The sequence below is a fragment of the Streptomyces venezuelae genome (assembly GCF_008642275.1).
Lineage (GTDB): Bacteria > Actinomycetota > Actinomycetes > Streptomycetales > Streptomycetaceae > Streptomyces > Streptomyces venezuelae_E.
Map to the genome: position 1 here is coordinate 2463051 of NZ_CP029189.1, position 23166 is coordinate 2486216.

The window sequence follows — 23166 nt, forward strand, 5'->3', positions numbered from 1 at the left end:
CGGAGGCGCGAGCCATGCAGTCCACGCCCGGACCGGCAGCTGACCAGCCGCCCGTCATATCCCTGCGCGGGGCCACGGCCTCGCTCGGCTCGCGCCCCGTGCTGCGCGGGATCGACCTCACCGTCCACCGCGGTGAGGTGGTAGCGCTGCTCGGCGCCAACGGCTCCGGCAAGTCCACGGCCGTCCGCGCCGTGGTCGGCCAGGTCCCGCTGTCCGACGGAACCCTCAGCCTCTTCGGCACCGAGTTCAAGCGCTTCCGCGACTGGTCGCGCATCGGGTACGTCCCCCAGCGCACCACCGCCGCCGGCGGCGTCCCGGCCACCGTCCGCGAGGTCGTCTCCTCCGGCCGGCTCGCCCGCTCCCGCTTCGGACTCCTGCGCAAGGCAGACAGGGACGCCATCGAGCACGCCCTGGCCCTCGTCGACATGGACTCCTACGCCGACGCCTCGGTGGACGCCCTCTCCGGCGGCCAGCACCAGCGCGTGCTCATAGCCCGGGCGCTCTCCGTCGAACCCGAGCTGCTGATCATGGACGAGCCGATGGCGGGGGTGGACCTCGCCAACCAGGAGGTCCTGGCGAACGCCCTGCGCGCGCAGGTCGCCGCCGGCTCCACCGTCCTGCTCGTGCTGCACGAGCTGGGCCCGCTCGAACCCCTGATCGACCGCGCCGTCGTCCTGCGCGACGGCTGCGTCGTCCACGACGGCCCGCCCCCGGAGGCCGTGGGGCAGCACGCCCTGCCCGGCCACGACCACGTACACCCCCACGCGGCGCACGACGCCGGGGCCCTGCGGACGGGACTGCTGAGCTGATGGACATCCTCGACTACGCCTTCATGCAGCGCGCGCTGATCGCGGCCGCCCTGGTCGGCATCACGGCCCCCGCCATCGGCACCTACCTCGTCCAGCGCCGCCAGGCGCTCATGGGCGACGGCCTCGGTCACGTCGCCATGACCGGTGTCGCGCTCGGCTTCGTGCTCCAGACCAGCCCGGTCTGGATGGCGACGCTCGTCGCCGTCGTCGGCGCCGTCGGCATGGAACTGATCCGGTCCCGCGGCCGGACCAGCGGGGACGTGGCCCTCGCCATGCTCTTCTACGGCGGCCTCGCCGGGGGCGTCATGATCATCAACCTCGGGGGCGGGCAGACGGCCAGCCTCCTGGGCTCCATGTTCGGCTCGATCACCACGGTCGCCGCCGAGGACGTGACGGCGATGGCGATCCTCGCCGCCTTCGTCCTCGCCGTGGCCATCGGCCTGCGCAGGCAGCTCTTCGCCGTCTGCCAGGACGAGGAGTTCGCCCGCGTCACCGGCCTGCCCGTGCGCGCCCTGAACCTGCTGATCGCGGTCACCGCCGCCGTCACCGTCACCGTCGCGATGCGCATCGTCGGCCTGCTGCTGGTCAGCGCGATGCTGGTGATCCCGGTCGCGGCCGCCCAGCGCCTCACCCGCAGTTTCGCCGCCACCCTCGGCCTGGCCATGGCCATCAGCGTGACCGTCTCGCTGACGGGCACGGCGGCCACCTACTACATCAACGTGCCCTCGGGTGCGACGATCGTGCTGCTCGCGATCGGTGTCTTCATGGTGATGACCGCCCTGTCCTCTCCTCTGGCCAGGCGCCGGGCCAGAGCCGCACGCGCGGCCGAGGAGGTCTGCACGCGCGACGATGTGAAGGTCTAGCGGGCTGGCACAATGGCCGCAGGCCTATACGAGGAGGAACCGGTGGCGACTGCTCCTGGCGAGATGAATACCGCGCCAGTACGAGGACGATCCACCCGGCAGCGGGCCGCGGTCGCGGCGGCGCTGGACGAGGTGGACGAGTTCCGCAGCGCCCAGGAACTCCACGACATGCTCAAGCACCGTGGCGATTCCGTGGGCCTGACCACCGTCTACCGGACGCTCCAGTCCCTCGCGGACGCCGGCGAGGTCGACGTCCTGCGCACCAGTGACGGCGAGTCCGTCTACCGCCGGTGCTCCACCGGGGACCACCACCATCACCTGGTCTGCCGCAAGTGCGGCAAGGCCGTCGAGGTGGAGGGCCCGGCCGTGGAGAAGTGGGCGGAGTCCATCGCGGCCGAGCACGGCTACGTGAACGTCGCCCACACGGTGGAGATCTTCGGCACCTGCGCCGACTGCGCTGCGGCCGCTTAGACCCGCTTCACGTTCCGGTCCAGGATCGCGCGCAGCCGGTCGACGTCGTCGGGGTGCTGTGCGCCCCGCTTCGGCAGCGTCGCCACAGCGGCCGCACCCGTGCCCCCGAACAGGACGAACAGCTCCTGCGTCTCCGTGTACTGCGGGAAGAGCGTCCAGTCCATCGTGTACGACATGGTCTCGCCCGTGGTCGCGCTGCCCCGCTCGTCGGCCACCGTGCGGCATTGCCCGTACGGCTCCGTCACGGAGTACACCCGGCGGGCCATGCTGCGCCGGATCCAGAAGACACCGCCGATCGCGACGCCGAGGGCGGGGACCACCGAGGCCACGATCGCGATCGGCCGGGAACCGCCCAGCAGGCCGAAGCCCGCGGTGGCGACGGCTGCCAGCAACGGCAGGAGCAGCGTCTCCAGCCGGCCCGCCGTCGTCCGGCGGGCCCGGGCCCGTACGGCTCCCCTGATGTCGGCGAGCGTCAGCCGGTAGGCGAAGACGGCCTGCTCCCCCGTGGCCCCGGCCTGCCCGCTCTGCTCCGCCGTCTGCTGTACGCGACCCTCACCCGTGTTCATGCGATGAGGGTACGGGTGGCTCAGCCCGCCGAACCCTCGGGCTGGTTCGGCACCGCGCCGCCGAAGCGGCGGTCGCGCTGGGCGTACTCCAGGCAGGCCCGCCACAGGTCGCGGCGGTCGAAGTCGGGCCACAGCACGTCCTGGTAGACCATCTCGGCGTACGCGCTCTGCCAGATCAGGTAGTTGGAGGTGCGCTGCTCGCCGCTCGGGCGCAGGAACAGATCCACGTCCGGCATGTCCGGGTAGTAGATGTACTTGGCGAAGGTCTTCTCGTTGACCTTCGACGGGTCGAGCCTGCCCGCCGCCACGTCCCGGGCGATGGCCTGCGCCGCGTCCGCGATCTCCGCGCGACCGCCGTAGTTGACGCAGAAGTACAGGGTCATGGCGTCGTTGTCGACGGTCTGCTCCTGCGCCACCTGGAGCTCCTGGACGACCGACTTCCACATCTTCGGCATGCGGCCGACCCAGCGGATGCGGATGCCCAGCTCGTTCATCTCGTCGCGGCGGCGCCGGATGACGTCGCGGTTGAAGTTCATCAGGAAGCGGACCTCGTCGGGCGAGCGCTTCCAGTTCTCCGTCGAGAATGCGTAGAGGGAGAGGTTCTTGACGCCCATCTCCAGGCAGCCCTTGAGCACGTCGAGGACGACGCCCTCGCCGACCTTGTGGCCCTCGGTACGGGGCAGGCCGCGCTCCTTGGCCCAGCGGCCGTTGCCGTCCATGACGATCGCCACGTGGTTCGGGACGAGCTCGCCGGGGATCTTCGGGGGGACCGCGCCGGAGGGGTGCGGCTCGGGAATCTTGTACTCCCGGCGAGAGCGCCCCAGAATCCCGCGTCGTGCCATGTGTCCAGCTCCTATTTCTCGACGTATCGCAAGGAGCGTAGCCCGCGCTCCAGATGCCAGTGCAGGTAGGCGGAGACCAGCCCGCTGCCCTCCCGCACGTGACGCGCCTCGCACGCGTCGGCATGCCCCCAGTCGCCCGTCAGCAGGGCGCTGAGCAGGGCGATGGCCTCCGATGAGGGTACGACGCTGCCGGGCACCCGGCAGTCCCCGCATATCACCCCGCCCGCGGCGACGGAGAAGTGCCGGTTGGGTCCGTGGATGCCGCACTTCGCGCAGTCCTCGAAGCTGGGGGCGTATCCGTTGACGGCGAGGGAGCGCAGCAGGAAGGCGTCGAGGATGAGGTGGGGCTCGTGCTCGCCGCGCGAGAGGGTGCGCAGGGCTCCGACGAGCAGCAGGTACTGCTGCACGGCGGGCTCGCCCTCGTTCTCGGTGAACCGCTCGGCGGTCTCCAGCATGGCGGTGCCGGCGGTGTAGCGGGCGTAGTCGGTGACGATGCCGTTGCCGTACGGGGCGATGATCTCGGTCTGGGTGCAGAGCGGGAGGCTGCGGCCGATCAGTTCGCTGCCCCGGGCGAAGAACTGCACGTCGGCGTGGGAGAAAGGTTCCAGCCCGGCACCGAATTTGGACTTCGTGCGCCGGACCCCGCGGGCCACGGCCCGCACCCTGCCGTGGCCGCGGGTCAGCAGCGTGATGATGCGGTCCGCCTCACCCAGCTTCTGGGTGCGCAGCACGATGCCGTCGTCGCGGAACAGACTCATGCGCCCATTGTCCCGTACGGCGCCGCAACGACGGGCAGCGTCTGCCCGTCGTGGACGGCAGCGGCCCCGGCCGGGCGCGGGGCCCGGCCGGGGTCCACCCCTTGGGAGGGTCAGGAGGCGGGCGTCCGGGCTTCTTCGCCCTCGCCCGACGGGGCCGGTACGGCTGCCGGGGACTCCTCGCCCGCCGTCGGCTGGGCGGGCAGTTCGACCTTGGGGGCGTCGTGGGCGCCTTCCTTGCCCAGGCCGTTGAAGACCAGGTTGAGGACGATGGCCGCCGTGGCGCCGAGCGTCACGCCGCTGTTGAGCAGCGAGGACAGGTCCGGGTCCATGTGCTTGGTGAAGAAGACCGGAACGGTCGCGGGGAGCAGGGCGAAGGCGAGGGAGACGCCGACGATCAGCGCGTTCTTCTCCTCCTTCAGGTCCACCTTGGCCAGGGTCTGGATACCGGCGAGGGCGACCATGGCGAACATGACGGTCGCGGCGCCGCCGAGGACTCCGTGCGGGACGGCGGCGACGATCGCGGCGGCCTTGGGCAGCAGACCCAGGACGATCATGAAGACACCCGCGGCGACCACCACGAACCGGCTCTTCACCTTCGTCATCCGGACCAGGCCGACGTTCTCGGCGAAGGCCACGTACGGGAAGGAGTTGAGGACACCGCCGAGAGCGGTCGCGGCGCCGTCGGCACGCAGGGCGCGCGCCACGGTCTCGCTGTCGACCTCCTTGCCGACGATGTCGCCGACGGCGTAGGTGTCACCGGTCGTCTCGACCATGGTGATCAGCATGACGATGAGCATCAGGACGATCGGGAACCACTCGAACTTCGGGGCGCCGAAGTGGAAGGGGGTGGTGACCCCGATCCATTCGGAGTTGCTCACGTCGCCGAACTTCGCGTCGCCGAGCAGGAAGGCGACGGTGGTGCCGACGACCAGGCCGAGGAGGATCGAGATGCTGGAGAGGAACGGCTTGCCGATCTTCATCAGGATGAGGATGAAGAGCATGGTGCCGCCGGCGTAGGCGAAGTTCTTCGGGTCTCCGAAGTCGGGGCTGCCGAGGCCGCCGGCCGCGTCGTTGAGACCGACCGGGATCAGCACGATGCCCAGGACGGTGATCACCGTGCCGGTGACGACCGGCGGGAACAGCCGCATCACCGTCCGGAACGCCTTGGCCGGGAGCCAGGCGAAGGCGAAGGTGGCGATACCGGCGGTGATCACCGCACCGTAGATGACCAGCAGGGCGGCGGTACCGCCGCCGGCGCCGAGACCGATGGCGATCATCGGGGAGACCGCGGTGAAGGTCACGCCCTGGATCAGCGGCAGGCGGGCGCCGATCCGGCCTATGCCCCAGGCCTGGATGATCGAGGCGATACCGCAGGTGAAGAGGTCCGCGTTGATCAGGTAGACCAGCTGTTCAGGGCTCAGCTTCAGCGCGTTGCCGACGATGATCGGAACGATCACCGCGCCGGCGTAGAAGGCGAGTACGTGCTGGAAGCCGTACAGCGCGAGCTTGGGGAGGGGGAGCACCTCGTCGACCGGGTGCGTGCTCTGCTCTCCGTCGGTGGAAAGCCGGGCGGCGACACGTGCCATCTCAGCCTTGCCCTTCAAGGTAGGTAAGTGAGAGGAGATCTGGTTGCCCCTGGGCGTAGTGGGTCGCTAACCCGTTGGTACGCCAGGGTTGTCAGTGCATTCACGCTGAGGTGAATCGAAGCCGCGCTGTGTTAACGGCGCCGTCTTGTCGTGTGACCGGAATTGAACGCCTGTGGGTGGCCTCACACATATCGTCGACTTCGACAAACTGTTGACGTTCAGGCGTGCCCGATCTGTAGGTTTCTCCAGTGGTGCGGAGCCTTGGGCAGGGGTATGCGCACAGCGCCGCGGAGCCGGGTGTTCCCGCCGCGCAGCCGTGAAGCACCCACCTCGCGACGTGCGGAGATGGGGTTTGCAGCCCTTCGGGCCGGCAAATCCGAAGGCCTCGTTCCGGGCGTCCGACTGGTGGACACATGGCGCACTTACGGCCTTCACATCGCGTTCACGCGTCCCGAAACAGGCCATGCGAGGCCGGATCGTTACGTCGCGAAAGGCCGTTTCGGACGGCACGGGCCCGTGCGGAGTCCACGGACCGGACACGAGCGGCCCCGCGCGGTGAGTTCGCGCGGGGCCGCTCGTGTCCGGCCCGGGCCGGATCCGTGGAACACCCCCGTCAGGGAGCGCGCACCGCCGACAGCAGGCGGGTCACCTCGTCCGTGTCGATCCGCAGCGCCGCGCCGACCGTCGCGAGCACCTCGCGCTCGGCCGGGGTGTACGGGCCGTCCGCGAGCGCGATACGGGCCCCCTGGAGCAGGATCGATTCACGGCCGGGGCCGGCCAGGTGCGGAGCCAGCGGTTCCAGGGCCTCGTGGAGCTCTATCGACAGTGCGGCCCCGCAGCACTCCGGGACGTCGTACAGCCCGAGCCGGCCCTCGTCCGTGGACAGCGCCTCCACGAGGGACTCCAGCTGCTCCTCGGTGCAGTCCTGGAAGCCCGCGGTCCGCACGGCACCCACCGCGGCCTCCAGCGCGCTGCGCGAGGCGGTGCCGCCCGCGGTGAGCACCGCCAGCGCCACGGTGTGCACGGCGTCGCGCAGGAGGGCCGTGAAGCGGGTCGTGGTCAGGTGGTCCAGGACGTCGGTGTCGAAGCGCGCGCGGCAGCCCTGGCACTCGATCACGGGCCCGGCCTGCCCGCGGGGCAGCAGCGGCACCCCGAGGACGGTGAACCGGCGCCGTCCGGTCCGCCTGCGGTAATTGCGGTCCCCACCGCAGGCCGGGCAGAAGAACTCCCCGTCACCCACGGTGCTCCAGGTGGTACGGGTGCCCCAGACCGTCAGCTTCCGGCCGTCCCCACCCCGAACTGGCAGCACGTCGCACCTCCGTAACCTTCCGGCAACATCGCCGGGTGGGCGTGATGTTAGCCACATCGGTGAGGATGCGTCAGTCGTGTGACAAGACAACCTGTCGCGGGCCGCGGACTTGGCCGGTCTGTGTCCCCGGCGTCCCCCCGCCCCCTCCCCGCGGCCTCTAGGGTTCGCCGCATGAACGAGAAGTCCTGTCTGGTCACCGGCGCCGCGAGCGGGATCGGCCGGGCCACCGCCCTGTTGCTGGCCCGCTCCGGGGCTCTGGTGACCGCGGCCGACATCGATGGCCCCGGGGTCGAGGCCCTGCGTACGGAACTGGCCGAAGAGGGGTGCGCGGTCACCGCCGTCACCGGTGACGTGGCCGATCCGGAGGCCAATCGCGCGATGGTCGCGGCCGCCGTCGGGGCGTACGGGCGCCTGGACGTCGCCGTGGCGAACGCCGGGGTGCTCCCCCTCTCCGACGTACGGGAGACCAGTCCCGAGGACTGGGATCACGTCATGGCGGTCGACGGCCGCGGCATGTTCCTGACCTGCAAGTACGCCATCGAGGCGATGACCTCCCAGCCGCGCCCCGGCGGGTCCCTGGTCTGTGTGTCCTCGATCTCGGGGGTGGCCGGGCAGGCCCGCCAGGCGGCGTACGGACCCGCGAAGTTCGTGGCGTCGGGGCTGACCAAGCACCTCGCGGTGGAGTGGGCCGCGCACGGGATCCGGGTCAACGCGGTGGCACCCGGAACCATCCGTACGGAGCGGGTGATCGCCCTGCAGGACGAGCCGGGCGGACCGGAGTACCTGTCGGAGGTCACGGGGGCGCACCCGATGGGCCGGCTCGGGGAGCCCGAGGAGGTGGCCCGGGTCATCGCCTTCCTGGCCTCGGACGCGGCCTCGTTCGTGACGGGCGTGGTCCTTCCGGTGGACGGCGGCTACCTGGCCCGCTGAGCCCGCCCGCACACCCGGACGCCCGGACACCCGGACACCCGGCCTGCCCGGGAACGACGGAACCCCGCCTCCTCCGCAAGGGAGGGGCGGGGTCCACGCACGGTTCACCCTCAGGGGTCAGCGGCCCGCGCGGTTGACGGCGGAGATGACCGCCTTCAGGGAGGCGCGGGTGGTGTTGGCGTCGATGCCGATGCCCCACAGGACGCGGCCGTCGATCGCGCACTCGATGTACGAGGCGGCCACGGCGGAGGCGCCCTCGCTCATCGTGTGCTCGGTGTAGTCCAGCAGGCGGGCGTCGACACCGATGCCGGCCAGCGCGTCGAAGAAGGCGGAGATCGGACCGTTGCCGGTGCCGTCCAGGACCGTCTCCACGCCGTCCACGACCGCCTCGACGGTCAGCGTGTCGGTGCCGTCCTTGTCGGTGGCCGTCGAACCGGAGCGCAGCTGGATGCGGCCCCACGGGTTCTCGGGGTTGGGCAGGTACTCGTCCGAGAAGACGTCCCAGATCGCCTTCGGCGTGACCTCGCCGCCCTCGGCGTCGGTCTTGGCCTGGATGATCCGGGAGAACTCGATCTGCATGCGGCGCGGCAGGTCCAGCTTGTGGTCGTTCTTCAGAACGTACGCGATGCCGCCCTTGCCGGACTGCGAGTTGACCCGGATGACCGCCTCGTAGGAGCGGCCGACGTCCTTCGGGTCGATCGGCAGGTACGGGACGGCCCACTCGATGTCGTCGACGGTCTTGCCCTGGGCGGCCGCGTCGGCCTCCATGGCGTCGAAGCCCTTCTTGATGGCGTCCTGGTGGGAGCCGGAGAAGGCGGTGTAGACCAGGTCGCCCGCGTAGGGGTGGCGCGGGTGGACCTCCATCTGGTTGCAGTACTCGCTGGTGCGACGGATCTCGTCGATCTGCGAGAAGTCGATCTGCGGGTCGATGCCCTGCGAGAACAGGTTCATGCCCAGCGTGATCAGGTCGACGTTGCCGGTGCGCTCGCCCTGTCCGAACAGGCAGCCCTCGATGCGGTCGGCGCCGGCCATCAGGGCCAGCTCGGCGGCGGCGACGGCGGTGCCCCGGTCGTTGTGCGGGTGCACGGAGATGCAGATGTGCTCGCGGCGGGTCAGGTTGCGGGCCATCCACTCGAAGCGGTCCGCGTGGGTGGACGGCGTCGAACGCTCCACGGTGGCGGGCAGGTTCAGGATGATCTCGCGGCCCTCGGCCGGCTGCCAGACGTCGCAGACGGCCTCGCAGACCTCCAGGGCGAAGTCCAGCTCGGTGTCGGTGAAGATCTCCGGGCTGTACTGGTAGCCGAAGGTGGTCTCCGGGCCCAGCAGCTTCTCGGCGTACTCCATGACCAGGCGGGTGCCGTCGACGGCGATCTGCTTGATCTGCTCCTTGGAGCCGCGGAAGACGACCCGGCGGAAGGTCGGGGCGGTCGCGTTGTAGAGGTGGACGGTGGCGCGCTTGGCGCCGACCAGGGACTCCACGGTCCGCTCGATCAGGTCCTCGCGGGCCTGGGTCAGTACGGAGATGGTGACGTCGTCCGGGATCGCGCCCTCTTCGATGATGGAGCGCACGAAGGCGAAGTCGGTCTCGCCGGAGGAGGGGAACCCGACCTCGATCTCCTTGTAGCCCATGCGCACCAGCAGGTCGAACATCTCGCGCTTGCGGGCGGGGGTCATCGGGTCGATCAGCGACTGGTTGCCGTCGCGCAGGTCGGTGGAGAGCCAGCGGGGGGCCTTGGTGACGCGGGCGTCCGGCCAGGTGCGGTCGGGGATGTCCACCTGCTCGTACGAGCCGTACTTGTGGATCGGCATCCCGGAGGACTTCTGGGAGTGGGTCGCGTTCGTGATGGGCGTGGGGCGACCGACAAAAGGCTGCTGGCTCATGGCGTTGGGCTCCTCGCGTGTCCGCGTGTAGTTCGCTGGGACGGCCGACGGCGGTAGTGAAAACCGCAACACCAGACTCCGCGGGGAGGGGGTCGGCCTACGACTACAGACCCTCGCCGCGGCAGCTAAGGAGAAGCAGCCCGAAACGCATGATGGGCCGAGCCTAGCCGAGCCGCGCCGTTACGCGAGGACCTGTTTCAGTATGCAAGACCCGAGGGTCCGATTTGCCCCAAATGTGAGCCAAGCCTCGTTCGCTCCCGCCGGGTCCGGTTGTTCCGTCAATCCGGCGTCACCACTTTCAGACAAGTGAATGAATCATGGTCGCAGGTAGTGACAGCGTCATGACCCACTGCCACATTTCCGGCATGGATGCCTCCCACACCCACCGCCATGACCCTGTCTTCTGCACCGTCGTCCCGCCGCACCTCCTCGACAAGGCCGCCCTGTCCGAGGACTCCCGCCGCGCCGACCTCGCCCAGCGCACCCTGGAGCACGACTCCCTGCTGCGCACCCGGCGCCGGGTCACCGCCGTCCGGGGAATCACCCCCGCCCTCGCCGCTCCGGCCTCCGACGACCCGGACCGGACGATCTACGACGCCCAGCACCGCACCCGGCTGCCCGGAACCAAGGTCCGCGGGGAGGGGGACCCGCTGAGCAAGGACGCCACCGTCAACCGCGCCTACGCGGGGCTCGGGGCGACGTACGAACTGTTCCTGCAGGGCTTCGGCCGGCGCTCGATCGACGACTCCGGGCTCCCCCTGGACGCGACCGTGCACTACGGCGAGGACTACAACAACGCCTTCTGGGACGGCCAGCAGATGGTCTTCGGAGACGGCGACGGGGACCTCTTCCTCGACTTCACCGTGTCGGTGGACGTCATCGGTCACGAGCTGACCCACGGGGTCACCCAGTACACGGCGAACCTGACCTACCGCGGCCAGTCGGGCGCCCTGAACGAGTCGATGTCGGACGTCTTCGGCTCGCTGATCAAGCAGTACTCGCTGGAGCAGACCGCCGACCAGGCCGACTGGCTGATCGGAGCCGGGCTGCTCGGACCCAACGTCACCGGCGTCGCGCTGCGCTCGATGAAGGCCCCGGGCACCGCGTACGACGACGACGAACTCGGCAAGGACCCGCAGCCGGCCACGATGGACGGCTACGTGAACACCCACAGCGACAACGGCGGCGTCCACATCAACTCCGGCATCCCCAACCACGCCTTCTACATCGTGGCCACCGAGCTGGGCGGCAAGGCCTGGGAGCGGGCCGGGCAGATCTGGTACGACACCCTGACCGGCGGCGACCTCACCCCCAGGGCCGACTTCGCGGACTTCGCCCGGCTCTCGACGGCGGCGGCCGTGACCCGGTACGGGGACGGCGGTGCGGAGCACCAGGCACTCCAGAAGGCGTGGTCCGCGGTGGGCGTCCCGCTCGCGGGGTAGAGGGCCCCCATGCGCATTCAGGTGGTACGGACGGGCGGCTTCGCGGGCATCGAGCGCCGGGCCGAGATGGACACCGCGGGCCGGCCGGACGAGGGCGAGTGGCAGGCCCTGGCCCGGCTCGCGCTGCGGCCCGGTCCGCCGGGCGACCCGGCGGACCGGGTGCGGGACGGCTTCTCGTACCGGATCACCGTAGACGGGCAGACGGTGGCCTGCGCGGAGCCGAACCTGTCGGACGCCCAGCGGGCGCTGATCTCGCGCGTGCTGAAGGAGGGTGCCTGAACCGGCCCGAAACGAGGTGCCCGCGCGGCGCCGCTTTGTTTGGATGGCCGGATGACCAACCACATGATCGATTCGACGCTGTCCGAGCTGGAGCGGTACTACGACACGGTGCCGCGGGTGGGCGGGGCCCGGGCCGAGGACTTCGGCCCCCTGACCCTGTTCGTCCAGGAGGGCGCGGGCTGGCCGTACTACGCGCGGCCCGCGCTCGGCGGCCCCGAGGCGACCCGGGCCGACGTGGAACGGGTATGGGAGCGCCAGCGGGAGCTGAAGGTTCCCGAAGCCTTCGAGTGGGTGGCCGAAACCAGCCCCTCGCTACGGGCCGCGGTGGAGGCGGCGGGACTCCATGTCCACGCGCACCCGCTGATGGTCCTGGACCCCTCGGCGGAGGCCCTTCCCCCGCACCCGGAGGTCCGTCTGCTCGAAGCCGACGACCCGCTGCTGACCGCGGCCGTCGCGGTCCCGGCCCTGGCCTTCGCGGCCCCGGGCACGGCGGTCGGCGAGGCGGGCCCCGCAGAACTGGCGGCGGCGGTGGCGGAACCGGCGGCCGAGGCGGGCCGGGCCCGGGTGTCCGCGAAGCTCGCGGCGGGCAGCACGGTCCTGGCCGCGGCCGTACGGGACGGCGTGGTGCTCTGCGCGGGCCAGTACAACCCCGTCGGGGACGTCGTGGAGGTGGTGGGCGTCGGCACCCTCCCGTCGGCCCGCCGCCAGGGCCTGGCCCTCGGGGTCACGGCGGCCCTGGTCGCACGGGCCCGCGCGCGCGGCGCCCGTACGGTCTTCCTGTCGGCGGGTGACGAGGACGTGGCCCGTGTCTACGCCCGCATCGGCTTCCGCCGGGTGGCCACGGCCCTGATCGCCGAACCGCAGGTGTGACGCGGCCGCCGGCGCCGTACCGGGGCGGCCCGGTTCCCTGACCGGCAGGGTTCACCGCCCCTCGGACTCCTCTTTGCCGGGTCGGCAACAAAGTTTGCCGCGGCCCGTCGGGCGGGCGCAGCATCGGCCGTACCGGCACCCGTACTGGAAGAGGAACCCATGACCGAGCACACGCACACCCACCCGCACACCCACCACCACCCCGCGCCCGGGTCGGAGGCGGGCGAGGAGTTCTGGGACGGCCGCTACGGGGAGAGCCACCGCATCTGGAGCGGCGAGCCCAACGCCATGCTGGTGCACGAGGTGTCCGCCCTCGCCCCGGGCCGGGCCCTGGACCTGGGGTGCGGGGAGGGCGCCGACGCCGTGTGGCTGGCCCGCCGCGGCTGGACGGTCACCGGGACCGACATCTCCGGGGTCGCCCTCGGCCGGGCGGCCGAGCACGCGGCGGAGGCCGGGGTCGACGACCGCGTCTCCTTCGCCCGGCACGATCTGACGGAGTCCTTCCCGCAGGGGGAGTTCGACCTCGTCTCCGCGTGCTTCCTGCACAACTACGGCGACTTCCCGCGTGACGCGGTCCTGCGCACGGCCGCCGCGGCCGTGGCCCCCGGCGGCACCCTGCTGGTGGTCGGACACGCGGGCTGGGCGCCGTGGCAGGAGGAGCGGGAGGAGGCCCACTTCCCCACCCCCGCAGAGGTCCTCGCGCAGCTGGAGCCGGTCACTGCGGGCTGGGAGGTGCTGCGTGCCGAGGAGACCGAGCGGGTGCAGAACCAGCCCGACGGAACGCCCGGGACCCGTACGGACAACGTGGTCCGGGTGCGCCGGCCCGCGTAGCCGGACGGACCGGCGCACCGGCGGAACGACGAACGGACGCGGCCCCCTGCGGGGCGGCGTCCGTTCCTCGTGTCGTCGGGGCGTGCGGTGCGCGCCTCAGAAGCCGAGCTTGCGCAGCTGCTTGGGGTCCCGCTGCCAGTCCTTGGCGACCTTCACGTGCAGGTCGAGGAAGACCGGGGTGCCGAGCAGCGCCTCGATGTGCTTGCGCGACTTCATCCCGACCTCCTTCAGGCGGGAGCCCTTCGGGCCGATGATGATGCCCTTCTGGCTCGGCCGCTCGATGTAGACGTTGGCGTGGATGTCGAGCAGCGGGCGGTCCGCCGGACGGTTCTCGCGCGGGATCATCTCCTCGACGACCACGGCGATGGAGTGCGGGAGCTCGTCCCGTACGCCCTCCAGCGCGGCCTCGCGGATCAGCTCCGCGACCATGACCATCTCGGGCTCGTCGGTGAGGTCGCCCTCGGGGTACAGCGGCGGGCTCTCCGGCAGCAGCGGCGCGATCAGGTCGGCCAGCAGCTGGACCTGGGTGTCGCCGACGGCCGAGACGGGAACGATCTCGGCCCACTCGAAGCCGAGCTCGGCGCCGAGCTGGTGCACGGCGAGGAGCTGCTCCGCCAGCTGCTTGGACTCGACCAGGTCGGTCTTGGTGATGATGGCGATCTTGGGGGTCTTCTTGATCCCCGCCAGCTCCTTGGCGATGAACTTGTCGCCGGGGCCGAGCTTCTGGTCGGCCGGCAGGCAGAAGCCGATGACGTCGACCTCGGCCCAGGTGGTCCGTACGACGTCGTTGAGGCGCTCGCCGAGCAGGGTGCGCGGCTTGTGCAGACCGGGCGTGTCCACGAGGACGAGCTGCGCGTCGGGGCGGTGCACGATGCCGCGGACGGTGTGGCGGGTGGTCTGCGGCCGGTTGGAGGTGATCGCGACCTTGGTGCCCACGAGTGCGTTGGTGAGGGTCGACTTCCCCGCATTGGGGCGGCCGACGAAGCAGGCGAACCCCGCACGGTGCGGGGCGGTGGTCTCGGGGGAACGATCGCTCATACGGGCCATTCTCCCCGATGCGGCTCCCAGCGCCGACCAGATCACGGCGGCGAGGGCCGGCACACCCGTGAGCGAGGGGTGGTCGGCGAGGCCCGCACGGCCCTGAGCTGTGGTTCCGTCGGCCCGGGCGCGCACCGTGACCTCGGCCCATTCCGCTCTGGGCGCGCCCTCCCAACGGGCGGCGAGCCGTACTTCCTGACCCGGCAGCAGTTCGGCGGGCGGCCGGCCGAGCTCGCGGGCGAGGAGCGGGCGGCCGAGGACGCCGGTGGCGGTGAGGGTGGCCCGGGGGCGGAGCGTGACGTTGCCGATGTTGTGGAGCGTGTACGAGATGTCCGCCCCGGAGCCGCGACGCTTCACGGTGACGTCCCGGACGACGAGGGCGGGAGCGGTGGGGCCGGTCACCCGCAGGTACAGCCGGGCGGCGACGGCCTGCTGTACGCCGATCCCCCGGCCCGTGTCGGCCGCGCCGGCCGGCCGTTCCTCCAGGGCCACGACGGCGCCGGGGTGGTCCCCCGGTTCCGCCCGGTCGGGGACGGCGACGGTGAAGCGGACGGAGACCGACGAGCGGGCCGCCACGGTGACCCGCTCCCGGTCGAGCTTCGCCCACGCGGCGGTGGCCAGCCGCGGCTCGTCGGGGCCGCGCAGGGCGAAGCCGCCGTCGCGGGCGGTGTTGTAGGCGTCGGCGGCGTACAGCCGGAAGGTGCGGGGCCGGTCGGTGCGGTTGGTGAGGGTGACGGCGTCGGCGACGGACTGGCCGGGCGCGGCGGCGAGATAGAAGTACGGCCGCTGCCCGACGGTGTTCGCGACGGGCGCCACCGACCACTGCCCGTTGTCCGCGGCCTTCGCCGTCCCGGCGGTCCCACCGAGGGCGATCCCGCCGAGCAGCACCACCACACCGGCCCGGCCGGTTCTCAAGGCGCGGAGCCCCAGGAGACGGCGGAGCGGTGCCGGGCCCGACCGCCCCCTCACGACAAGGTCAGGGTCAGGACCGCCGTATACGCACCCGGCGGGGTGTACGGCGGCACCCGCAGGGTGACCGTGGCGTCGATGGTGAAGGTGCCGCCGACCAGCGGGGCGTCCGGGGTGGAGGCCAGGAGCGCCCCCTCCGGGCCCACCACGCCCGCACTGCCCGGGGTACAGGTGCTGATGCTGCCCGGGGCCGCCACGCACCTCGGGGTCCAGGACAGGGAGGCGCCCGGGATACGGATCCCGCCGGGCCCGGTGAAGTCGGTGACCTTGCCGGTCAGGGACCAGCCGGCCGGGCCGCCACGGGCGTCGGTGACGGTCACCGTCCCGATCCGGCCGGGGGCGGCGCCGCCGTCGCCGTACGGGACGGCGCCCAGGGTGATGTCCTGGCCGGTCTGGGTCATGCCCAGGACCCCCGGCTCGACGGTGGCCGTGACCTTCCGGCCGACGGAGGACGGCGGCGGAGCCGCGTCGACGACCGTGTACGCGGCCGGGCCCGAGCCCTGGCGCGACGACCAGGCGGCGCCCTCGTATGCGATCACCGCGGTGGTGGCCCTGTCCGTGACGGGCAGGGCCACCAGGGCCGTGCCCCGCTCGTCGGCGGTGGCGCTCACCCGGTCGGCGGTCTCCGCGGCGCCGGCCCGGCCGGCCACCGTGACGGCCGCGCCCGGCGGGAAGCCCGCGGCGGTGACCTCGACCCGGTCGCCCGGCCTGCCCTGGGCCGTGCCGAGGAAGACGCTGCGCAGGTTGGCCGTCGGCAGCTCGGTCGCGGTCAGGCGGGCGGAGACGGGGGCGGGGGCGGCAACATCGGCGGTGCAGGTGGTGTCCAGGTCCAGCAGGTGGCCGGTGTGCAGGGTGTAGCCGCCCGGGGCGAGTGTGGTTTCGCCGGGCGCGGTGACGGTGAAGGTACCGGTCATCGTGACGGCGGGGAGGGCGTCGCCCGCCGGGACCGGGTCGTTGCGCTTGGCCCCGACCACGGTGACCTCGCCGTTCTGGGCACCCGCCAGCAGGATCCGGCCGGTCGGGGTCAGCACGTCGGCGGGGAGTTCGCCGCCGACCGGGTTGACGGCAGGGGTCCGGAGCACCTGGTAGGTCACGGTGACGGTGTCGCCGACCTGCGGGGCCGGGTCGTCGACGGTGATCCGCGCGGTGGTCGGCCCGTCCGCGGGCGGCAGCCCGGCCTCCTGGGGCGCCGGGCAGTGGGTCGGGAAGTCCACCTGGCCGGGGGGCGCCTCCCCCTCGGCCGCGGCGGGTGCGCTCAGCGCGCTCCCGGTCGTGGCGGCCAGCACGGCCAGACCCACGGCCGCCGGCCATCTCCGCTTCCGCGCCCCTGTCCGCACTGCCCGCCCCCTGGGTTCCCGCGCGCCCGAGCCCGGCGCAGGGGGCCATTCACGAGCGGGGGGCGGGAGAAGTCAATGCGCGGGCCCGGCAGCAACTGATGGCCCATCAGGAGATGGCAGGTTGCCCGTCCCGGCTGCCGCCCGGAAGGTGCGCCGGTAGGCCGTCGGGCTCACACCCAGCGCCGCCTGCACGTGCTTGCGCAGGGACTGGGCCGTACCGAAGCCGCTGTCCCGGGCCACCCGCTCCATCGGCAGCTCCGTCTGCTCCAGCAGCTGCCGGGCCCGCTCCACCCGCCGGCCGACGATCCACTGGCCGGGGCTGACGCCCGACTCCTCGCGGAACCGGCGCGTGAAGGTCCGTACCGACATGGCCTCCTGCCGGGCGAGGTCGCTCAGCCGGAGCGGCTCGTGCAGCCGGTCCAGCACCCACGCGCGGGCCGCCGTGGTGGTCGCGAGCTGCGGCTCCGGCAACGGGCGCGCGACGAACTGCGCCTGCCCGCCCTCCCGGTGGGGCGGCACGACGGTCCGCCGGGCCACCTCGTTGGCCACGGCCGTCCCGTGGTCACGGCGCACGATGTGCAGGCACAGGTCGATGCCGGCGGCGACTCCGGCCGAGGTCAGCACGTCCCCGTCGTCGGTGTAGAGCACGTCCGGGTCGACCCTGACGGCCGGGAAGAGCCGCTGGAAGTGCTCGGCGGAGGCCCAGTGCGTGGTGGCGGGGCGGCCGTCCAGGTACCCGGCCGCGGCGAGCACGTAGCCGCCCGTGCAGATCGAGACGAGCCGGGTGCCGGGCCGGATGTGGGCGAGGGCCGCCGCGAGCTCCTCGCTCAGCCGGCCCTCCTCGTGCGCCGACCCCAGCTCGTACGAGGCCGGCACCACCACCGTGTCGGCGGTCGCCAGCAGTTCCGGGCCGTGCTCGACCTGGATCGCGAAGTCGGCGTCGGTGCGCACCGGCCCCGGCACGAGCCCGCACGTGAGGATCTCGTAGAGCGGCTGCCCGGCCGGGTCCTTGGCCCGCCCGAAGATCCGGTGCGGGATACCGAGCTCGAAGGGCAACAGCCCGGCGAGGGCGAGGACGACGACCCGGTGTGCCCGCCTCTGCGACTTCTCCGACTCCATGGCCCGATCGTAGCGAAGCATGACAGTCAAGCCACTATCGTACGGTCCCCCGCCGGCCGGAAGCTGTCCGCGTGCCCCAGACAGCCGCTGCCTCCGCTCCCGTGGACCGCCGCCACCCGCGCCGGTCTCCCCGCATCCACCGCGCCTGGTTCGTCGCCGCCGTCGCCTTCGTGACGATCATCGGCGCGGCCGGCTTCGCCTCCCTCCCCGGACTGCTCATCGAGCCACTGCACGCGGAGTTCGCGTGGTCGCGCGCGACCATCGGCTTCGCCGTCTCCGTCAACCTCGCGCTGTACGGGCTCACCGCCCCCTTCGCCGCAGCCCTGATGGACCGCTTCGGTATCCGCCGGGTCGTCGCCCTGGCCCTGCTCGTGATCGCCTCGGGCTCACTGGCCACGGTGTGGATGACCGCGCCCTGGCAGCTCGTGCTGTTCTGGGGCGTCCTCGTCGGGCTGGGCAGCGGCTCCATGGCCCTGGCCTTCGCGGCGACGGTGACGGGCCGCTGGTTCACCGCCCGGCGCGGCCTGGTCACCGGCATCCTGACCGCGGCCGGCGCCTCCGGCCAGCTGGTCTTCCTGCCGCTGCTGGCCTGGCTGGTCGACCACCACGGCTGGCGCCCGGCCACGGTGACGGTCTCCCTGTCGGCCCTGGCGGTCGCCCCCTTCGCGTGGCTGCTGATGCGCGACCATCCGGCGGACGTGGGGCTCGCGCCCTACGGCGGGACGTACGCTCAGAAGCCGGCCCCGGTCCCCGGCGCGGCCCGGCGCGCACTGCGCGTGCTCCTCGACGCGGCCCGGACCGGCCCGTTCTGGCTGCTGGCAGGTACCTTCGCGATCTGCGGCGCCTCGACCAGCGGCCTGGTCAAGACCCACTTCGTGCCCGCCGCCCACGACCACGGCATGCCGGTGACGGCGGCCGCGGGGCTGCTCGCGGTGGTCGGCGTGTTCGACGTGATCGGCACGGTGGCCTCGGGCTGGCTCACGGACCGCTTCGACTCACGTCGGCTGCTGGCCGTCTACTACGCCCTGCGCGGGGTCTCGCTGCTCTTCCTGCCGATGCTGCTGGCGCCGTCGGTGCGGCCGCCGCTGCTCTTCTTCATCGTCTTCTACGGCCTGGACTGGGTCGCGACCGTCCCGCCGACGATCGCCCTGTGCCGGGAGCACTACGGGGACGACGGTGCGATCGTCTTCGGCTGGGTCCTCGCCTCGCACCAGATCGGCGCGGCGGGGGTGGCCTTCCTGGGCGGCCTGACCCGCGACCTCACCGGCTCGTACGACACCGTCTGGTACGCCTCGGGCGCGCTGTGCGCGATGGCCGCCCTGATGGCGATGACCATCCGCCGCCGCTAGCCTCCCGGCGGGGCGGCCGACAACCCCGCCCTGCTCGCGCCGGCGTTCGAGGCCCGAGCCACATCCAGCCCCGCCGGCGTTTGAGGCGCGGGTTCCGGGCGGAGCCCGGTGCCCGGCGGAGCCGGGTTTCCTGGGGCGCTGCCCCAGGCCCCGCGCCTCAGACGCCGGCGGGGCTGAAGGTGGCCGGGATGGGCCGGGGAGGCCGGACGTGGCTCGGCCAGGGCCGGATGGCGCCCCGCCGGGGTCGGCAGTGCGCACCCCGCCGGGAGGCTAGGGGCCGGCCGGGGTCGTCGACTTCAGGGTGCCGTCCGGGGCGGCGAGGAGGACCGGGGTGTCCGGGCCACCGAGGTCACGGACGGCCGCGCGGTCGGCCGCGGCCGGAGCCTCTGCCGCGCTCACGACGGCGGCGGCCTCCAGGGACCGCGCCCCGCTCGCCACCGCCATCGCGACCGCGGTCTGCAGCGCGCTCAGCTTCAGGGAGTCGAGCTCCACCGTCCCGGCGACGTAGGTGCGGCCCGTCTCGTCCCGCACCGCCGCCCCCTCGGGCACCGCGTTACGGGCCCGGGCGCTGCGCGCCAGCGTGATGATCTTGCTGTCCTCGGGGTCGATCCCGGTGCTGTCGGTCATGGGCGAAAGCATAGGGAGCCGCCCCGCCCGGCCGCGCAACGACCCCGCCCGGCCCCGATCAGGGCCGGTCGAGCCTCAGCCGCTCCGCCCTCGGCAGGCCCGCCACCACCAGGTCGTAGGAGTCCTCGACGAGCTCGCGCAGCATCGCGTCGGGTACCCCGCCCACCGTCACCGTGTTCCAGTGCCTCTTGTTCATGTGGTAGCCCGGCACGATCGCCTCGTGCTCCTCGCGCAGCCGCACCGCCAGCTCCGGGTCGCACTTCAGGTTGACCTTCAGCGGCTCCGCGTCCAGCGCCGACAGCGCGAACACCTTGCCCAGCACCTTGAACACCGAGGTCTCGGGCGTGAACGGGAACTCCTCCACCGCGGCGTTGAAGTCCAGGCAGAACGCACGCAGTTGCTCCGGGGTCATTCCCCCTCCTCCCCCGCGGTCTCCGCCGCGGCCACCGGCTCCACCAGGACTGTCACGATCTTGTTCCGCCGGCCCGCCGGGGATTCGGCGGTCAGCCGCAGCGGACGCCCGTCCGGCAGCTCCACCACCGAGGAGGCGCCGGCGATCGGCACCCGCCCCAGTGCCTTCGCCAGCAGCCCGCCGACCGTCTCCACGTCCTCGTCGTCGAAGGCCTCGACCTTGAACAGCTCACCGAGGTCGGTGATGTCGAGGCGCGCGGTGACCCGGTAGCGGTCCTCGCCGAGGTCCTCGACCGGCGGGAGCTCCCGGTCGTACTCGTCGGTGATCTCGCCGACGATCTCTTCGAGGATGTCCTCGATGGTGACGATCCCGGCCGTGCCGCCGTACTCGTCGATCACGACGGCCACGTGGTTGCGCACCTGCTGCATCTCGCGCAGCAGATCGCCCGCGTTCTTGGTGTCCGGCACGAAGACGGCCGGCCGCATCGCGGTCGAGACCAGGTCGGCCTCGGCCTCCCGGCTGATGTGCGTCTTGCGGACCAGGTCCTTCAGATAGACGATCCCGACTATGTCGTCCTCGTTCTCCCCGGTCACCGGGATGCGGGAGAAGCCGGAGCGCAGCGCGAGCGTGGTCGCCTGACGGACCGTCTTGTACCGCTCGATGCAGACGAGGTCGGTGCGCGGCACCATCACCTCGCGCACCAGCGTGTCACCGAGCTCGAAGACCTGGTGCACCATGCGGCGCTCGTCGTCCTCGATCAGCGACTCCTTCTCCGCGAGGTCCACCATCGCGCGCAGCTCGGCCTCGGAGGCGAAGGGCCCCTTGCGGAATCCCTTGCCGGGCGTGAGCGCGTTGCCGATGAGGATCAGCAGCTGCGGGATCGGCCCCATGATCCGGGCCAGCGGTACGAGGACGTACGCGGCCGCGGTCGCCGTGTTCAGCGGGTGCTGGCGGCCGATCGTGCGCGGGGAGACGCCCACGGCGACGAAGGAGACGAGCACCATGACGGCGATGGCCACGAGCAGCGCGGTCCAGTTCTCGCCGAACTCGTCGAGGCAGACGTAGGTGACGAGCACCCCTGCCGCCATCTCGCAGGTGACCCGGACGAGCAGGGCCACGTTCAGGTAACGGGTGGGGTCGCCGGCGACCTGGGCGAGCTTCTCGCTGCCGCGCCGGCCCTCCCGCACGGCCTGCTCGGCACGGAAGCTGGAGATGCGGGCGATGCCGGACTCCGCGCAGGCCGCGAACCAGGCCACGACCACGAGCAGTACCGCACCGGTGATCAGCTGCGGGGCGTTCACGAGACGGTCGGTGCCGGGGACGGGCCGGTCATACCGCGCTCGCCGCGCCAGCCGTCGACGATGGCCGCCTGGAGGCCGAACATCTCGGCCTTCTCGTCCGGCTCCTCGTGGTCGTAGCCGAGCAGGTGCAGCACTCCGTGGACGGTCAGGAGCTGGAGCTCCTCGTCCATGGAGTGCTGCGTCGGGGCTTCCTCGCCCTGCCGCTTGGCGACCTCCGGGCAGAGCACGATGTCGCCGAGGAGCCCCTGCGGGGGCTCCTCGTCGTCCTTGGCCGGCGGACGGAGCTCGTCCATCGGGAAGGACATGACGTCGGTCGGGCCGGGCAGATCCATCCACTGGATGTGGAGCTGCTCCATGGCGTCCTCGTCGATGACGATGACGGAGAGCTCGGAGAGCGGGTGGATCCGCATCCGGGTGAGCGCGTAACGGGCGATGTCGAGGATCGCCTGCTCGTCGACCTCGGTTCCGGACTCGTTGTTGACGTCGATCGACATGGTGCGCTGGGTTCTACTTCCGCTGGTGGCCGTTCGCGGCCTGCTGGCCGTCGTCGTACTTCTCGTACGCGTCGACGATACGGCCGACCAGCTTGTGCCGGACGACATCCTCGGACGTGAGCCGCGAGAAGTGGATGTCCGGGACTCCTTCGAGGATCTTCTGGACCTCCCGCAGACCGCTCCTGGCGCCGCCCGGCAGGTCGATCTGCGTGACGTCACCGGTGACGACGATCTTCGAGTCGAAACCGAGCCGGGTCAGGAACATCTTCATCTGCTCGGCGGTCGTGTTCTGCGCCTCGTCGAGCACGACGAAGGCCTCGTTGAGGGTGCGACCCCTCATGTAGGCCAGCGGCGCCACCTCGATCGTGCCCGCCGCCATCAGGCGCGGGATCGAGTCGGGGTCGATCATGTCGTGGAGCGCGTCGTAGAGCGGCCGCAGGTACGGGTCGATCTTGTCGAAGAGGGTGCCCGGGAGGAAGCCGAGCCGTTCCCCTGCCTCGACGGCGGGCCTGGTCAGGATGATCCGGCTGACCTGCTTGGACTGGAGGGCCTGGACGGCCTTGGCCATGGCCAGGTAGGTCTTGCCGGTACCGGCGGGGCCGATGCCGAAGACGATCGTGTTCTTGTCGATCGCGTCGACGTACCGCTTCTGGTTGAGGGTCTTGGGGCGGATGGTGCGGCCGCGGCTGGAGAGGATGTTCTGGGTGAGCACCTCCGCGGGCGTCTCGGCAGGCCCGTCGCCGTTGCCGTTGCCGCTCGCCTTGAGCATGGCGATCGAGCGTTCCACTGCGTCCTCCGTCATCGGCTGCCCGGTGCGGAGCACCAGCATCATCTCGTCGAAAAGCCGCTGGATCAGGGCGACTTCCGCCGCTTCACCGATCGCGCTGACCTGATTGCCCCGAACATGGATGTCGGCCTTCGGGAAGGCCTTCTCGATCACGCGCAACAGGGCGTCGCCCGAGCCGAGCACGGTCACCATCGGGTGCGTGGCCGGGACGGTGAAGTGGGCTCGCGCCTGCCCCGGCGCAGGGATGTGGGCTGTCGGTGTCTGAGTCATGGGCCGGCACTGTGGCCTGCGCATAC

23 protein-coding genes and 1 pseudogene are annotated in these 23166 nt (G+C 71.9%); 9 read left to right on the forward strand and 15 right to left on the reverse strand.

The window, feature by feature from the left end; genetic code table 11:
- Positions 1–14: 14 nt before the first annotated feature.
- Genes DEJ51_RS10555 through DEJ51_RS10565 form a run of 3 tightly spaced genes read left to right on the forward strand, consistent with a single transcriptional unit; the run spans position 15 to position 2143 of the window.
- The gene (locus DEJ51_RS10555; protein WP_150261819.1) at positions 15–809 is read left to right on the forward strand and encodes a metal ABC transporter ATP-binding protein; all 795 of its coding nucleotides are present in this window, start codon (positions 15–17) and stop codon (positions 807–809) included.
- Positions 809–1672, forward strand: a complete 864-nt coding sequence (locus tag DEJ51_RS10560; RefSeq protein WP_150257369.1) for a metal ABC transporter permease — start codon at positions 809–811, stop codon at positions 1670–1672. The genes DEJ51_RS10555 and DEJ51_RS10560 overlap by 1 nt, the downstream gene beginning before the upstream one ends.
- A gap of 42 nt (positions 1673–1714) precedes the next feature.
- Positions 1715–2143, forward strand: coding sequence for a Fur family transcriptional regulator (locus DEJ51_RS10565; RefSeq protein WP_078892882.1), 429 nt, complete (start codon positions 1715–1717; stop codon positions 2141–2143).
- Here the strand turns inward: DEJ51_RS10565 and DEJ51_RS10570 are convergent.
- The 5 genes from DEJ51_RS10570 to DEJ51_RS10590 all read right to left on the reverse strand — a co-directional run bounded on the left by DEJ51_RS10570 (position 2140) and on the right by DEJ51_RS10590 (position 7204).
- A complete protein-coding gene (locus DEJ51_RS10570) occupies positions 2140–2709 on the reverse strand; it encodes a hypothetical protein (protein ID WP_150257370.1) in 570 nt (189 codons plus the stop codon). The two genes, DEJ51_RS10565 and DEJ51_RS10570, sit on opposite strands and share 4 nt — an antisense overlap.
- Before the next feature lie 20 nt (positions 2710–2729).
- The gene (locus DEJ51_RS10575) at positions 2730–3551 is read right to left on the reverse strand and encodes an isoprenyl transferase (RefSeq protein WP_150257371.1); all 822 of its coding nucleotides are present in this window, start codon (positions 3549–3551) and stop codon (positions 2730–2732) included.
- An 11-nt stretch (positions 3552–3562) separates the two neighbouring features.
- The gene (gene recO / locus DEJ51_RS10580) at positions 3563–4309 is read right to left on the reverse strand and encodes a DNA repair protein RecO (RefSeq protein WP_030009060.1); all 747 of its coding nucleotides are present in this window, start codon (positions 4307–4309) and stop codon (positions 3563–3565) included.
- 110 nt (positions 4310–4419) lie between these two features.
- Entirely contained in the window at positions 4420–5895 is a 1476-nt protein-coding gene (locus tag DEJ51_RS10585) for a nucleobase:cation symporter-2 family protein (RefSeq protein ID WP_223835752.1), read from the reverse strand.
- A gap of 613 nt (positions 5896–6508) precedes the next feature.
- Positions 6509–7204 (reverse strand): TerB family tellurite resistance protein, encoded by a 696-nt coding sequence (locus tag DEJ51_RS10590; RefSeq protein ID WP_150257372.1) that lies wholly within the window; start codon positions 7202–7204, stop codon positions 6509–6511.
- A 171-nt stretch (positions 7205–7375) separates the two neighbouring features.
- Here DEJ51_RS10590 and DEJ51_RS10595 point away from each other — a divergent pair, with 171 nt between their 5' ends.
- Positions 7376–8134, forward strand: a complete 759-nt coding sequence (locus DEJ51_RS10595; protein WP_150257373.1) for an SDR family NAD(P)-dependent oxidoreductase — start codon at positions 7376–7378, stop codon at positions 8132–8134.
- Between the two features lie 117 nt (positions 8135–8251).
- Here the strand turns inward: DEJ51_RS10595 and leuA are convergent, their stop codons facing one another.
- Positions 8252–10015 carry a 2-isopropylmalate synthase gene (leuA, locus tag DEJ51_RS10600; RefSeq protein ID WP_150257374.1) on the reverse strand — a complete coding sequence of 588 codons (1764 nt, stop codon included), beginning with the start codon at positions 10013–10015 and terminating at the stop codon, positions 8252–8254.
- Positions 10016–10380: 365 nt separating this feature from the next.
- Between leuA and DEJ51_RS10605 the strand changes: the two genes are divergently transcribed.
- From DEJ51_RS10605 to DEJ51_RS10620, 4 genes are all read left to right on the forward strand, one after another.
- Positions 10381–11457, forward strand: a complete 1077-nt coding sequence (locus DEJ51_RS10605; protein ID WP_150257375.1) for a M4 family metallopeptidase — start codon at positions 10381–10383, stop codon at positions 11455–11457.
- A 9-nt stretch (positions 11458–11466) separates the two neighbouring features.
- A complete protein-coding gene (locus DEJ51_RS10610) occupies positions 11467–11736 on the forward strand; it encodes a protealysin inhibitor emfourin (RefSeq protein ID WP_150257376.1) in 270 nt (89 codons plus the stop codon).
- 51 nt (positions 11737–11787) lie between these two features.
- Positions 11788–12606, forward strand: coding sequence for a GNAT family N-acetyltransferase (locus tag DEJ51_RS10615; protein WP_223835753.1), 819 nt, complete (start codon positions 11788–11790; stop codon positions 12604–12606).
- A 159-nt stretch (positions 12607–12765) separates the two neighbouring features.
- Positions 12766–13437, forward strand: coding sequence for an SAM-dependent methyltransferase (locus DEJ51_RS10620; protein WP_150257377.1), 672 nt, complete (start codon positions 12766–12768; stop codon positions 13435–13437).
- A gap of 96 nt (positions 13438–13533) precedes the next feature.
- Here DEJ51_RS10620 and era read toward each other — a convergent pair whose 3' ends face one another.
- The 4 genes and pseudogenes from era to DEJ51_RS10635 form a co-directional block, all read right to left on the reverse strand.
- Positions 13534–14484 carry a GTPase Era gene (era, locus tag DEJ51_RS34970; RefSeq protein WP_223836157.1) on the reverse strand — a complete coding sequence of 317 codons (951 nt, stop codon included), beginning with the start codon at positions 14482–14484 and terminating at the stop codon, positions 13534–13536.
- A gap of 495 nt (positions 14485–14979) precedes the next feature.
- A pseudogene (locus tag DEJ51_RS34975) lies at positions 14980–15444 on the reverse strand (WxL protein peptidoglycan domain-containing protein); the annotation flags it as partial.
- Complete coding sequence (locus tag DEJ51_RS10630) at positions 15441–16736, reverse strand: beta-xylosidase (RefSeq protein WP_150261821.1); 1296 nt, start codon at positions 16734–16736, stop codon at positions 15441–15443. The pseudogene DEJ51_RS34975 and the gene DEJ51_RS10630, both read right to left, overlap by 4 nt.
- Before the next feature lie 117 nt (positions 16737–16853).
- A complete protein-coding gene (locus DEJ51_RS10635) occupies positions 16854–17900 on the reverse strand; it encodes a GlxA family transcriptional regulator (protein ID WP_190620305.1) in 1047 nt (348 codons plus the stop codon).
- 71 nt (positions 17901–17971) lie between these two features.
- Between DEJ51_RS10635 and DEJ51_RS10640 the strand changes: the two genes are divergently transcribed.
- Positions 17972–19249, forward strand: a complete 1278-nt coding sequence (locus DEJ51_RS10640; RefSeq protein WP_150257379.1) for an MFS transporter — start codon at positions 17972–17974, stop codon at positions 19247–19249.
- A 270-nt stretch (positions 19250–19519) separates the two neighbouring features.
- Here the strand turns inward: DEJ51_RS10640 and DEJ51_RS10645 are convergent, their stop codons facing one another.
- Genes DEJ51_RS10645 through DEJ51_RS10665 form a run of 5 tightly spaced genes read right to left on the reverse strand, consistent with a single transcriptional unit; the run spans position 19520 to position 23140 of the window.
- Positions 19520–19876 (reverse strand): cytidine deaminase, encoded by a 357-nt coding sequence (locus DEJ51_RS10645; RefSeq protein ID WP_150257380.1) that lies wholly within the window; start codon positions 19874–19876, stop codon positions 19520–19522.
- 58 nt (positions 19877–19934) lie between these two features.
- A complete protein-coding gene (locus DEJ51_RS10650) occupies positions 19935–20288 on the reverse strand; it encodes an MmcQ/YjbR family DNA-binding protein (RefSeq protein WP_150257381.1) in 354 nt (117 codons plus the stop codon).
- A complete protein-coding gene (locus DEJ51_RS10655) occupies positions 20285–21589 on the reverse strand; it encodes a hemolysin family protein (RefSeq protein WP_150257382.1) in 1305 nt (434 codons plus the stop codon). The genes DEJ51_RS10650 and DEJ51_RS10655 overlap by 4 nt, the downstream gene beginning before the upstream one ends.
- On the reverse strand, positions 21586–22083 hold the full coding sequence (gene ybeY, locus DEJ51_RS10660; protein WP_150257383.1) for an rRNA maturation RNase YbeY: 498 nt from the start codon (positions 22081–22083) through the stop codon (positions 21586–21588). The genes DEJ51_RS10655 and ybeY overlap by 4 nt, the downstream gene beginning before the upstream one ends.
- 13 nt (positions 22084–22096) lie before the next feature.
- The gene (locus tag DEJ51_RS10665) at positions 22097–23140 is read right to left on the reverse strand and encodes a PhoH family protein (protein WP_150257384.1); all 1044 of its coding nucleotides are present in this window, start codon (positions 23138–23140) and stop codon (positions 22097–22099) included.
- Positions 23141–23166: the final 26 nt, after the last annotated feature.

What these genes read in the sequence shown, in the direction of transcription:
- DEJ51_RS10555 (WP_150261819.1), top strand. Translation starts at nt 15, where the DNA reads ATGCAGTCCACGCCCGGACCGGCAGCTGACCAGCCGCCCGTCATATCC.
- DEJ51_RS10560 (WP_150257369.1), top strand. Translation starts at nt 809, where the DNA reads ATGGACATCCTCGACTACGCCTTCATGCAGCGCGCGCTGATCGCGGCC.
- DEJ51_RS10570 (WP_150257370.1), bottom strand. Translation starts at nt 2,709, where the DNA reads ATGAACACGGGTGAGGGTCGCGTACAGCAGACGGCGGAGCAGAGCGGG.
- DEJ51_RS10575 (WP_150257371.1), bottom strand. Translation starts at nt 3,551, where the DNA reads ATGGCACGACGCGGGATTCTGGGGCGCTCTCGCCGGGAGTACAAGATT.
- recO (WP_030009060.1), bottom strand. Translation starts at nt 4,309, where the DNA reads ATGAGTCTGTTCCGCGACGACGGCATCGTGCTGCGCACCCAGAAGCTG.
- DEJ51_RS10585 (WP_223835752.1), bottom strand. Translation starts at nt 5,895, where the DNA reads ATGGCACGTGTCGCCGCCCGGCTTTCCACCGACGGAGAGCAGAGCACG.
- DEJ51_RS10595 (WP_150257373.1), top strand. Translation starts at nt 7,376, where the DNA reads ATGAACGAGAAGTCCTGTCTGGTCACCGGCGCCGCGAGCGGGATCGGC.
- leuA (WP_150257374.1), bottom strand. Translation starts at nt 10,015, where the DNA reads ATGAGCCAGCAGCCTTTTGTCGGTCGCCCCACGCCCATCACGAACGCG.
- DEJ51_RS10605 (WP_150257375.1), top strand. Translation starts at nt 10,381, where the DNA reads ATGGATGCCTCCCACACCCACCGCCATGACCCTGTCTTCTGCACCGTC.
- DEJ51_RS10610 (WP_150257376.1), top strand. Translation starts at nt 11,467, where the DNA reads ATGCGCATTCAGGTGGTACGGACGGGCGGCTTCGCGGGCATCGAGCGC.
- DEJ51_RS10615 (WP_223835753.1), top strand. Translation starts at nt 11,788, where the DNA reads ATGACCAACCACATGATCGATTCGACGCTGTCCGAGCTGGAGCGGTAC.
- DEJ51_RS10620 (WP_150257377.1), top strand. Translation starts at nt 12,766, where the DNA reads ATGACCGAGCACACGCACACCCACCCGCACACCCACCACCACCCCGCG.
- era (WP_223836157.1), bottom strand. Translation starts at nt 14,484, where the DNA reads ATGGCCCGTATGAGCGATCGTTCCCCCGAGACCACCGCCCCGCACCGT.
- DEJ51_RS10635 (WP_190620305.1), bottom strand. Translation starts at nt 17,900, where the DNA reads ATGGAGTCGGAGAAGTCGCAGAGGCGGGCACACCGGGTCGTCGTCCTC.
- DEJ51_RS10645 (WP_150257380.1), bottom strand. Translation starts at nt 19,876, where the DNA reads ATGACCGACAGCACCGGGATCGACCCCGAGGACAGCAAGATCATCACG.
- DEJ51_RS10650 (WP_150257381.1), bottom strand. Translation starts at nt 20,288, where the DNA reads ATGACCCCGGAGCAACTGCGTGCGTTCTGCCTGGACTTCAACGCCGCG.
- ybeY (WP_150257383.1), bottom strand. Translation starts at nt 22,083, where the DNA reads ATGTCGATCGACGTCAACAACGAGTCCGGAACCGAGGTCGACGAGCAG.
- DEJ51_RS10665 (WP_150257384.1), bottom strand. Translation starts at nt 23,140, where the DNA reads ATGACTCAGACACCGACAGCCCACATCCCTGCGCCGGGGCAGGCGCGA.